The sequence below is a fragment of the Alkalicoccus saliphilus genome (genome assembly GCF_003044065.1).
GTDB classification, from domain to species: Bacteria; Bacillota; Bacilli; order Bacillales; family Salisediminibacteriaceae; genus Alkalicoccus; species Alkalicoccus saliphilus.
On the sequence record NZ_PZJJ01000032.1, the window covers coordinates 22,008 to 28,431 of the forward strand.

The 6,424-nt window shown below is 46.5% G+C and carries 5 protein-coding genes; 4 read left to right on the forward strand and 1 reads right to left on the reverse strand.

Annotation, left to right across the window (positions count from 1 at the left end; genetic code table 11):
* Positions 1-79: 79 nt before the first annotated feature.
* Together C6Y45_RS14520 and C6Y45_RS14525 are read left to right on the forward strand one after the other, a co-directional pair.
* Positions 80-865 (forward strand): alpha/beta fold hydrolase, encoded by a 786-nt coding sequence (locus C6Y45_RS14520; protein WP_107585956.1) that lies wholly within the window; start codon positions 80-82, stop codon positions 863-865.
* Entirely contained in the window at positions 862-1,569 is a 708-nt protein-coding gene (locus tag C6Y45_RS14525) for a YqjF family protein (protein ID WP_107585957.1), read from the forward strand. The genes C6Y45_RS14520 and C6Y45_RS14525 overlap by 4 nt, the downstream gene beginning before the upstream one ends.
* Before the next feature lie 188 nt (positions 1,570-1,757).
* On the opposite strand, the gene C6Y45_RS14530 is transcribed toward C6Y45_RS14525, so the two are convergent.
* Entirely contained in the window at positions 1,758-2,114 is a 357-nt protein-coding gene (locus C6Y45_RS14530; RefSeq protein ID WP_107585958.1) for a nuclear transport factor 2 family protein, read from the reverse strand.
* Between the two features lie 294 nt (positions 2,115-2,408).
* On the opposite strand from C6Y45_RS14530, the gene C6Y45_RS14535 reads away from it, so the two are divergent.
* Together C6Y45_RS14535 and C6Y45_RS14540 are read left to right on the forward strand one after the other, a co-directional pair.
* Entirely contained in the window at positions 2,409-5,069 is a 2,661-nt protein-coding gene (locus tag C6Y45_RS14535) for a cation-transporting P-type ATPase (RefSeq protein ID WP_107585959.1), read from the forward strand.
* 93 nt (positions 5,070-5,162) lie between these two features.
* On the forward strand, positions 5,163-5,948 hold the full coding sequence (locus C6Y45_RS14540; RefSeq protein ID WP_107585960.1) for an SDR family oxidoreductase: 786 nt from the start codon (positions 5,163-5,165) through the stop codon (positions 5,946-5,948).
* Positions 5,949-6,424: the final 476 nt, after the last annotated feature.

Below are 6,424 nucleotides of genomic sequence, written 5' to 3' on the forward strand. Positions count from 1 at the left end.
TCGTTTCAGGCGGAGTAATCGGGGAATAGATAAAGAAGAACTGACCGATCACTACCTTAACGCCGGAAGGAGCTGTATTATGCCATTTTTTCAATCTGGAGAGGATCTTCTTTATTATGAAGAAACAGGAGACGGCCCCCCTCTTTTCTTTGTCCCGCCCCCGGCTCTTGGAACGGAGCCTTTCCGCCAGCAGAAAGAAAGGCTGAGCCGAAAGTTCCGCGTTATTTCCTTCGATCCTGCCGGTACCGGACGAAGCCCTTCCAATGAACGAAAAGAACACAGCGTACAGGAATGGAGCGCTGATATCCTTGCCCTGGCTGATCATCTCGGTCTGGAAGAAATTCTGCTGTGCGGCTATTCTCTAGGTGGAAGCGCTTCTCAGGAATTTGCTGCTGCTTATCCGGAAAGAACAAAAGGACTGATCCTTCTCTGCACGTTCCCGGAAGTAAAGACTGCTTTTCTTTCTGCTAAAATTCAGCTTGGGGAATGGGCAGCCGGCAATGATTTTCGAGCCCTCATGGCCCGGGCCCTGTCCGTGTCTCATACGAACAGGCAGGATAACCGTGCCGGATTAAAGGAACGAATCCGCCGCTCGAATCCCGGTCTTGTCCGCAGTATGTACTACTATGGAAGACATTATAAGGCTACAGAACGACTGACAGAAATAACATGTCCTGTAACTTATATATACGGCGAATGGGATCCCATCGCCCGTCCGTACGTGAACATGTACCGCAGATTTCTTCCAGATGCGGAAATAGTAAAAATCTCCGGAGCCTTTCATCAGCTGCCGACAAGAAATGCCGAAGAAATCAATGCGATAATTACTGGAAAATACGCAGAGCAGAAAGGAGCAGATAAATGAAGCAGCCTAAGCGTCCATGGATTGCCACTCAGACATGGGAGGACCTGCTGCTGATTCACTGGCCTGTTCAGCCGGATGCTTTAAAAATATTCATTCCTCCACCTCTTGAGCTGGATACGTTTCAGGGGCAGGCGTGGATTGGCGTCGTCCCCTTTCTTGGCACTCATAACGAAGCCCGGTGGATGGGACGCAACTTATCTATCCAGCCTTTCCTGGAGCTTAACGTACGTACATACGTTAAGTACAAAGGAGAGCATGGTGTTTTCTTTATTACGATGGATGCGGATTCCATGCTGGCTGTACGTGGCGCCCGGACTGTGGCCGGCCTTCCTTATTTCCATGCCCGTATGGAACGTCAAAAAAACAAAGGATTAATCCATTATGTGAGTCAAAGAAATCACCGTGGTCAGCCAAAGGTGAACTTTGAAGCAGACTTTGCTCCGCTCAGCGCTCCTTTTTATTCGAAAGCAGGCACTTTATCACACTGGCTCACAGAAAGATACAGCCTGCTGAAAGCAGAAAAAAATAAAGTCACTGCAGGACCAATTTATCACGATCCGTGGGATCTGCAGGAAGCGAAGCTTCACATTTACCAGAATGAGCTTCTGCACTTTCTGCCGCGGAGCGTAACGAGGCAGAAGCCTCTCGTTCACTACTGCCGCAGTAAAAAAGTGCTGTTTTATCCATTTAAAAAAATGAATTAAATTTTAACCGTATAAGCAGCCTGTATTAAATAGAAATTATTATCAGGCTGTCTCTGTCACACCAAAGTCTTCATGAACGTACATGGGCTTCGGTGTGATTTTATTTACCTCCATGGAAGGCCGGCTGAAGCGAAGTTTCCTCGGGCCAAAACCAAACATTAACACAGCTTATTTTTAAGGCAGCCCGGCTAAAAAAACTCCTCCTGCCTTTCTGCTGTAAAAGAAATTACTTTTTCTATCATGCCGTTTTCGTCATTTAATGTATAAATATCACAGAAGTCATGTATTTTTTCGCTGTTCTCCATATGTCTTACACCGCTGCACGCTGCCATGCTTCCTTCCATCAGAAGATTTTCCACGGTCAGATTGAAAATTCCTTCTCCCCCTCTGTCATTTAAGTAGTTCAAAACATTCTGCTTTCCGATAATGACAGTCTCTCCTTTTACTTCCCAAACGATATTTTCAGCCATATTATCTGCCATAAAAGAAATGTCGTTTGCTGCAAAAGCTTCGTTAAACGCCTGAATAACTTCCTTCGTTTTCATTTATTTAATCTCCTTTCCCGCTTCATGTTAGAGTAAGCACCTGATACAATAATATCCCACTCTTCCTGCATTTTAAAACCAGCTGCGGTTATTCCAGAAAGCTTTTTTCCCTCTACCCCGAGGGCTCTGAAAAGCTATTTTCTCCTTCATTGATAAAGCGTGCACATGTTGTTAACTGTTCTACAGAAACCTGTATCTGGTAGAATAGAAGTATAAATTATTTGTTCACTGTTTCACAAATAATCCCCGGGGGTATATGTAAAGTAACTATTCTTATAGCGGTGGTGAAAAAAAATGCCTGAAAAAAAGTGGCATACTTATGACAGAAAAGAGACGATAACTTATTGGAACACTGATGCAAAGGAAGGACTCAGCCGTGAAGAAGCTGCCGACCGGCTTGAAATCCACGGACCTAACGAGCTTCCTGAGGCGAAAAATGAAAGCGCTGTCCTTAAATTCATCCGTCATTTTAACGACATACTTATCTACATTCTCCTCGCAGCCGCTGTAATAACCGGAGTGCTCGGACATTATATTGATACTGTCGTTATACTTCTGGTCGCATTTATCAATGCAGCTATCGGTTATATGCAGGAAAACAAAGCAGAAAAGGCTCTTCAGGGCATCCGGAATATGCTTTCACTTGAAGCTGTGACAGTGCGTGACGGAGTAAGGCAGAACGTATCCGCTTCCGAACTCGTACCAGGTGACGTTGTCCTTCTTAATGCCGGGGATAAAGTTCCCGCCGATCTGCGTATCGTTGAATCAAGCAACCTCGCAGCGGAAGAAGCAGCACTGACCGGAGAATCGACTTCCTCTGAAAAAAAGACCTCCCCGCTTCCCGAAGACACCGTTCTTGGTGATCAGGAAAATATGGTTTTTTCGGGAACTGCCGTTACTTCCGGCAGCGGAAAAGGCATCGTTGTAGCTGTCGGTGAACAGACGGAAATCGGAAAAATCAACCGTTCCATAAGTGAAGTGGAAGAACTGAAAACTCCCTTAATGAGACAGACAGACCGCTTCGGAAAAACCGTCGCTTTTGCGATTCTTGGATCTTCCTTTTTTATTTTTCTTTTCGGATACTTCGTCCGTGACTATGCGGCCGGAGAACTGCTGCTTTCCATTATAGGACTGGCTGTAGCAGCGATACCGGAAGGACTTCCGGCGATTATTTCTATTATTCTCGCTCTCGGCGTCCAGAATATGGCTCGGCGTAAAGCCATCGTCCGAAATCTTCCTTCTGTGGAAACACTGGGAGCTGTCACAGTGATATGTTCGGACAAAACCGGCACGCTTACAAAAAACGAAATGACAGTGACGTCCATCCTGACAAAGGATCATCGCTATGAGGTAACCGGAACCGGCTACGATCCTGCCGGAGAGATACAGCTCGACGGGAGCCAGGTGAATACAGAAAGCCGAACCGACCTTTTCGATTTTCTTGCTTCGATGAAGACCTGTAACGATGCGAGCCTGACAAAAAAGCCGGACGGCTCCTGGGTAATGAATGGAGAACCTACAGAAGGCTGCCTGCTGACAGCCGCGGAAAAAGCAGACATATCCATTCCCCAGTATGAAGTTATACAGAAAATCCCGTTTGATTCGGAGTATAAATATATGGCAGTTCTCGCTGATACTCCAGAAGGACGACGCATTTTTGTTAAAGGGGCTCCGGACCGTCTGTTTGATCTGGCCCGCGGATCCGGTGACTTTAATGAAGACAGCTGGCAGCAGGCCATGAAAAAACGGGCTTCCAAGGGAGAACGGGTTCTTGCTGCTGGAATGATTCAAGTCGATCAGGCTAAAGAAACTCTTACTCATGAGGATTTGACGCAGGACTTTACCCTTCTCGGGCTCGCCGGCATTATCGATCCGCCGCGGGAAGAAGCCGTGATCGCTGTACGGGAATGCGCTTCGGCAGGCATCCGTGTAAAGATGATTACCGGGGACCATAAAGATACAGCCGCAGCGATTGGGAGACAGCTCGGTATCGGCGATGGGGTTAAAGGGCTTGAAGGCAGAGAAATTGACGAGATGACGGACGAAGAGCTTGACGAGGCGATTCTTGAATACGATATATTCGCCAGAACAAGTCCCGATAATAAGCTTCGGATCGTTAAGGCCCTTCAGGATAACGACCAGGTTGCCGCTATGACCGGAGACGGCGTTAACGATGCTCCCGCACTCAAGCGGGCGGATATCGGTGTTGCGATGGGAATTAAAGGGACGGAAGCAGCAAAAGAATCCGCCCAGATGATTCTCGTCGATGATAACTTTGAAACGATTGTCGGAGCGGTGGAAGAAGGACGGCGCGTATACGCCAACTTGAAAAAAACGATACTTTACATCCTTCCAACAAACGGAGGGCAGGCTCTTCTCATTACAATCGCCATCCTTCTTGGAACGTCGATGCCTCTCTCACCGCTGCAGATATTATGGGTAAATATGGTCATTGCTGTTACCGTGTCTCTTGCACTGGCGTTTGAGCCGCTCGAAGAAGGAACAATGAAAGAAAAACCGCGTCCGGTACAGACTCCCCTGCTGACGCCGTATTATATTTTCCGTGTTGTTTTTGTTTCCATTTTAATTGCCGGCACCTCTTTTGCCGTCTACCTTTATATGCTTCAAAACGGGGTGGAAGAACAGATGCTGCAGAGTATCGTCCTGCAGACGATCGTTATTCTTCAGATGTTTCATTTGTTTAACTGCCGAAACGAAACAGGCTTCGCTTTTAACAAAAATTTCTTTAAAAACAAAACAGCTTTCATCGTATCCGCTCTGCTCATAGTGCTGCAGATGTTTATTCTTTATGTTCCTTTCATGAACACCGCTTTTGGTACCGTGCCGATCGGTCTGGAGTTCTGGATTATTCCAGCCGCTATGGGAGTTCTTCTTTTTATCGTGATTGAGATCGAAAAAACGATTACGAGAAAAATTGCCGGCAGAAATAATTAACAGAAGAAACGCATCTCCGCCTCCATGTTTATATCCCCTCTCGCCGGGAATATCATTTACAGTCTTAAAAATACTTTTTTGGGGGATGTTAACATGGCAAAAACCATTTTCATTACGGGGGCAGGCACAGGTCTCGGCCGCGGGGCAGCTCTCGGGCTGGCAAAAAAGGGGCATCAGGTTATTGCGGCTGTAGAAATTCATCCGCAGATTACCTCCCTGCGGGAAGCCGCCGATAAAGAAGGGGTCGAACTTGAAATTTTCAAAATGGATATAACTAATGAAAATGACCGGGAACGTATGAAGCGCTATGATTACGATATATTCGTCGCCAATGCAGCCGTTAATGAAGGCGGTCCGATCTGGGAAGTCCCAATGACAGCTCTGCGGAATTTGTTTGAAGTCAACGTTTTCAGTACGCTGGAAACGGCACGGATTGCTGCCGGTCATTTCGTGGAAAAACGTGAAGGAAAAATTATTTTCCTTTCTTCTATGGCCGGGGTTATGTCTTCTGCCTACAAAGGTCTTTACGCTTCCTCCAAACATGCACTGGAAGCGATCGCCAAATCCCTGCAGGAAGAAATGGAGGAATTCAACGTACAGGTTGCAACTATCAATCCCGGACCGTTTGCGACCGGCTTTAATGACCGGGCCGTTGAAGAAAAATGGGAATGGTTTGACGAAAAAATTCATTGGACATCTCCTCAAAACCTGAAAGAAAGCGAGCAGGGACTCGAAAATCAATTCGACCCGGAAGACATGGTTCAGAAAATGATTGAACTGATCCCTCAGGACCACCACAAATTCCGCACAGCCTATCCCGAGGAAACAGCTGAAAATATGCGGAAAGAAGAAAAAGCCAACTGGGAAAAAGAAATCTGATATTAGTTTTTTTTCTCTGTACTAAAACATCCCGGGAGAGTTTTCTCCCGGGATGTTTTCAGTTTGTTGATTAAATGATCGGTGGCTAATCTTTATTCCAGTCGTTGTATAAGCTCCTTCTCTTACCGGTGGAAGCTTGCCGGGGGGCTGGTCTTCAGCTATTTTCCATGGCCTGCGCCATGGAAAAGGATCTTCTGACTGCGCTTATTCCCATCGGCGTCTCCACCGGACGTTTCGGAGAGAAAACCATCTCATTATTGGAGAAAACAGCTTTATAAAGAGAGATTTTCATCGCAAAAACCTTTTTTAATTTCCCTGCAGCAGCCACAGGGACGACTCCGAGGCGAGCTAGGACGAGCAGAAGATCCATTTCTTCCGAGCATTGGGAGGAAGAAATTAGCTGAAGCCGGCCCGCCTGGAAACATACTAACATTAGTAGCACAAACCAAGGCCATGGTTTGTGCTACGCTTTTTTT

Excerpts from the sequence above, each read along its gene's own strand:
- C6Y45_RS14540 (WP_107585960.1), top strand. The coding sequence starts at position 5,163 with ATGGCAAAAACCATTTTCATTACGGGGGCAGGCACAGGTCTCGGCCGC.
- C6Y45_RS14530 (WP_107585958.1), bottom strand. The coding sequence starts at position 2,114 with ATGAAAACGAAGGAAGTTATTCAGGCGTTTAACGAAGCTTTTGCAGCA.
- C6Y45_RS14520 (WP_107585956.1), top strand. The coding sequence starts at position 80 with ATGCCATTTTTTCAATCTGGAGAGGATCTTCTTTATTATGAAGAAACA.
- C6Y45_RS14535 (WP_107585959.1), top strand. The coding sequence starts at position 2,409 with ATGCCTGAAAAAAAGTGGCATACTTATGACAGAAAAGAGACGATAACT.
- C6Y45_RS14525 (WP_107585957.1), top strand. The coding sequence starts at position 862 with ATGAAGCAGCCTAAGCGTCCATGGATTGCCACTCAGACATGGGAGGAC.